Here is a 3,341-nt window from a genome sequence, read left to right as displayed (position 1 = left end):
GCCTGGGTGGGCTTCACCCTGCCATCGGCCGCGTTGATGCTGGCTCTAGCCTATTGGATGAACATGTTTCAGAGCATGCCCATGGCGCGCGGCGCGCTGCATGGGTTGCAGCTGGCGGCCGTCGCGGTGGTGGCGCAGGCTTTGTATGTGATGGCGCGCAGCTTGTGCCCGGATACGCCGCGCCGGGCGCTCGCGCTGCTGGCAGCGGCGATTTTGGGGCTGCAACCAGGTACGTCCGGGCAGATTCTGGTCCTGGTGATCGGCGCGGTGATCGGCGGCCTGGCCTTGGAGCAGGAAGGGACCGTGGGCGCCGCCACGCGGGGTGCGGGCCTGTCCATGCGGGCGCATCGCGCCGCGGTTGCGTGCATGCTGGTGTTTCTGCTGCTCCTGCTGCTGGCGTTTCTGGTGCCCCAACACGGCGCGCTGGCGCTGTTCGGTGCGTTTTACCAGACCGGGGCGCTGGTGTTCGGTGGTGGGCATGTGGTGCTGCCGCTATTGCGCGACTCAGTGGTGATGCCGGGGTGGATTTCGCCGCAATGGTTCCTCGCCGGCTATGGCGCGGCGCAAGCCGTGCCGGGGCCATTGTTCACCGTGGCGGCGTTTTTGGGCGCGCTGGCCAGCGGCGGCCCCGGCGGCATATGGGGGGCGGCGATTGCCACCCTGGCGATTTTTCTGCCGGGCCTGCTGATTGTGGCGGCCACCCTGCCCTATTGGGAGGTTTTACGCCACCGCCGGGGGCTGGCTACGGCGATGATGGGGGTGAATGCCGCCGTGGTCGGGCTGCTGGGGGCGGCGTTCATCAACCTGCTGACCCTGAGCACGGTACATAGCCCCTGGGATTTGCCGATTGCCGGTGCGGCTCTGCTGTTGCTGGTGGTTGGGCGCGCAAGGCCGCTGCTGGTGGTCATTTTCTGCGCCGCCGCCGGGGCCGCAATTTAGATCGTTTTGTTTTCAGTGGCCTACCCCTAAAGTCCGCTGCGAGATGCCGCAGACTTCAGGGACCAAACAACTAGACACTGAACTCGATGACTTCGCGGACCAAGGGGTAGATCTCGTTCTGCCAGCGCTTGCCCGAGAAAACGCCATAATGACCGACGCCGGTCTGCATATGATGGCGCTTGAGCAGCGGGCGCAGATTTGTACAAAGATCCAGCGCCGCCGAGGTCTGGCCAAGGCCGCAGATATCATCGCGTTCACCTTCCACGGTGAACACGAAGGTCTTTTTGATCGCGCCGGGATCAACCAGCCGGCCCTTGTAGCGCAGCTCGCCCTTGGGCAGGTCATGATCCATGAAAATACGTTGCACGGTTTCAAGGTAGAACTCGGCCGGCAGATCCATGACGGCGAGGTATTCATCATAGAATTCGCGGTGGCTGGCGGCGGCCTCCTTGTCCTCGGCGGCCAGGGAGCGGAACTGGCGGATCTGCGCGCCGATATGCTTGTCCAGGTTCATGGAGACAAAGGCGGTGAGCTGCATGAAGCCAGGATAAACCCGCCGGCCCGCGCCGCGGTAACGCCACGGGACGACATCCGTCATCTCCTGCTCGAACCATGAGATCGGCTTGGTCTTGGCGAGAATGTTCACCTTGGTCGGGTTGCGGCGCGTGTCGATCGGTCCGGCCATGAGGGTCATGCTGCGCGGAGTCGCGGGGTTGGAGTCTTCCGCCATGACGGAGACCGCGGTGAGCACCGCCACCGTGGGCTGGCAGACGCCGACCACATGGCAGCGCGGGCCGAGATATTCCAGGAATTTGATGACATGCTCGACGTATTCGTCAAAGCCGAAGCGCCCGGCATCGACCGGGATGTCCCGCGCGTTATGCCAATCGGTGATATACACGTCATGGTCCTGGAGCAGGACTTCGGCCGTGTTGCGCAGCAGCGTGGCAAAATGCCCGGACAGCGGGGCGACCAGCAGGACTTTCGGCTGTTTGCGGCCGGTATCCTTTTTAAAATGCACCAGACTGGCAAACGGCGTGGCGTAAACCACCTCGTCTTCAACTTTAACGATACTGTTTCCTATTTGCACATCGTCAATCGCGTAATCAGGCCGTTTATGCGTGGTTCCGGAATGGCCGAAAACATCAAGAGCGGCGGTGACGTGCCGCAAGGCAATACCATAAGGCTGACCGGGGGTGACACTGCGAAGCAACGCACTGCTATTACGCGCGAACCTGCGGAACGGGTCCATGATATCGGCTTGCGCCTGATACATCTGGTAGATCATAGTTTAATCCTAGACAGAATAAATTACCGGCATGTTACTGAATACTTCTAGTACGGCATTGTACGGTTGACTCGCGTTTGATAATAATGTGTCTATTTTTACAAAAAGGACAAGGGTAAATATGACCGAGGCCACCCTGCTGATCAGTAGCAAAAATTATTCCTCCTGGTCGCTGCGGGGTTACCTCCTCGCGAAACTCTCCGGAATTGACTTCGCGGAGGAGCGAGTCTCGCCCGATGACCCGCGCGCCAAGGAAGAACTGCTGATGCGCACATCCTCGATTTTGGTGCCCTGCCTGATTCATGGCGAGGTGACGGTGTGGGATACGCTGGCCATCGCCGAATATCTGAACGAGTTGTTCCCCGAGGCGCAGATGCTGCCCGCGGAGAAAATCGCGCGGGCACGCTGCCGCTCCATCTCGGGGGAGATGCATTCCGGCTTCGCGGCGCTGCGCTCCTCGCTGCCGATGAATCTGCGCTTCCGCAAGCCAGGCTTTACCGTCTGGTCCTCGGCGCAGGCCGATATAGACCGGGTGACCACCGTTTGGACCGATTGCCTGACGGCCTGGAAAGGTCCGTTCCTGTTCGGCCGCCGCCCAACCATCGCGGATGCGATGTATGCGCCGGTGGTGACGCGGTTTTTGAGCTATGACGTGACGGTTGGCCCGGTCTGCCAGGATTACTGCGATACGATCATGAAATGGGGGCCGATGAAGGAGTGGGTCGCGGACTCGCGCGAGGAGCCACAGGAAATCATTGAACTGGATCTGGATTTCTGAACAGCTCATTCGGCATCCCCGCGAAGGGCCGGCGCAATCCGGCCCTTTTTTCATTGTCACCCGGCGGGCCAGGGTGTGGGAGGCGGAACCGGGCATGGGCCTGCCACCTCAACCGTACCGAAATCTGCAGGAGAGGTGATTTCCAGGTATTCCATGTCGGGCGCGTAATCGAATAAATAATGCGTGATGCCAGGCTGCTGGTGCACACAATCTCCAGCCTGGACGAGGTGCTCCTGCGCGCCGTACATGAAGCGGGCCCAGCCCTTGGTCATGATGACGATATGGAAATCCGCGGTATGCCGGTGCCAGCCGGTGCCATGCTCGGGCGGGCGGGCG

Annotated in this window: 4 protein-coding genes; 2 read left to right on the top strand and 2 right to left on the bottom strand. The window is 61.2% G+C overall.

Annotated features, from left to right (window positions below):
* Positions 1–939: chromate efflux transporter (gene chrA, locus HKL97_RS06910; protein ID WP_291423762.1), on the top strand; the 939-nt coding region annotated here is incomplete at its 5' end.
* 70 nt (positions 940–1,009) lie between these two features.
* Here the strand turns inward: chrA and HKL97_RS06905 are convergent.
* A complete protein-coding gene (locus HKL97_RS06905) occupies positions 1,010–2,227 on the bottom strand; it encodes a polyhydroxyalkanoate depolymerase (RefSeq protein WP_291423760.1) in 1,218 nt (405 codons plus the stop codon).
* A gap of 121 nt (positions 2,228–2,348) precedes the next feature.
* On the opposite strand from HKL97_RS06905, the gene HKL97_RS06900 reads away from it, so the two are divergent.
* Positions 2,349–3,005 (top strand): glutathione S-transferase family protein, encoded by a 657-nt coding sequence (locus HKL97_RS06900; protein ID WP_291423758.1) that lies wholly within the window; start codon positions 2,349–2,351, stop codon positions 3,003–3,005.
* Positions 3,006–3,061: 56 nt separating this feature from the next.
* Here the strand turns inward: HKL97_RS06900 and HKL97_RS06895 are convergent.
* A partial coding sequence (locus HKL97_RS06895; RefSeq protein ID WP_291423756.1) for an AraC family ligand binding domain-containing protein occupies positions 3,062–3,341 on the bottom strand: 280 nt, incomplete at its 5' end.

Origin of the sequence: Acidocella sp. (assembly GCF_013044125.1) — a bacterium.
Classification (GTDB): domain Bacteria; phylum Pseudomonadota; class Alphaproteobacteria; order Acetobacterales; family Acetobacteraceae; genus Acidocella.
This window is presented reverse-complemented; position numbering and strand designations above follow the sequence as displayed.

Excerpts from the sequence above, each read along its gene's own strand:
- HKL97_RS06905 (WP_291423760.1), bottom strand. The coding sequence starts at position 2,227 with ATGATCTACCAGATGTATCAGGCGCAAGCCGATATCATGGACCCGTTC.
- HKL97_RS06900 (WP_291423758.1), top strand. The coding sequence starts at position 2,349 with ATGACCGAGGCCACCCTGCTGATCAGTAGCAAAAATTATTCCTCCTGG.